This window comes from Oleiphilus sp. HI0132 (genome assembly GCF_001635845.1).
On the sequence record NZ_LWGJ01000206.1, the window covers coordinates 1 to 853 of the forward strand.

Annotated in this window: 1 protein-coding gene; it reads right to left on the reverse strand. The window is 45.3% G+C overall.

Translation table 11 applies throughout. The features are described 5' to 3' along the window. On the reverse strand, positions 1–853 hold an 853-nt coding region (locus tag A3766_RS02610), incomplete at both ends, for a phosphoenolpyruvate-utilizing N-terminal domain-containing protein (RefSeq protein WP_255375275.1).

Here is an 853-nt window from a genome sequence, read left to right on the forward strand (position 1 = left end):
GCGCATAAGCCTCTAAAATTTTCCGATAAACAGCAGTTTGCTCATCTTCGGTTGGAAATGTTTCATGCAGCATAAAAGGAATTTCAGAACGGTATAAGCCTACTCCTTCTGCGCCTCTCTCTAGCCCTGGAGATAAATCGGCAAGCAAACCTGTATTCGCATAAAGATTGATACGATAACCATCACTGGTCTCGGCGGGCTTATCCTTAAGCTTATCAAGCCCTGACATCAATCGGTTTTCTTGTACTGCCAGCCTTTGATATTCCTGCTGCATTTGAGGCGAGGCATTAAAAATGACCTGCGCTCTATAACCATCCATGACAGCAACACTACCCTCAACCTTTGACCAATTAAGATCACCGACACCCATGATTGCGGTAATGCCGAGAGCACTGGCCAGAACGGCCGCATGAGATAAAACCGAGCCATCCACGCATACCAAGCCAACCAAATTTTGATTCGCATATTCAGCAATATCGGCGATGCTTAAATTCTTTGAAAGCAGAATAAAGGGTTCATTTGGCAGCTGGACATTAAAGTCATGCGCATTAATGCTGGCATAGATACGCAAACCCAAATGACGGATATCTTCTGATCGAGCACGTAAGTATGGATCATCCATCGACTCAAACTGCTTGGCATGGCGGTCAATAACGAGCTTCAAAGCGTAAGAAGCACAATAGCCCTCTTGGATTAGCGTCTCTGTATCGACAACGATGGCATCATTCTCAAGCAACATCAGGTATACACCAAACAAAGCCTGAACCTCTTGAGTTAAAGATGAAGCCAGCTTGTCTTCACCTGCTTCGATCTCGAGCTTGACAGATGCAATCGCGTCACGAAAAGACCTGAT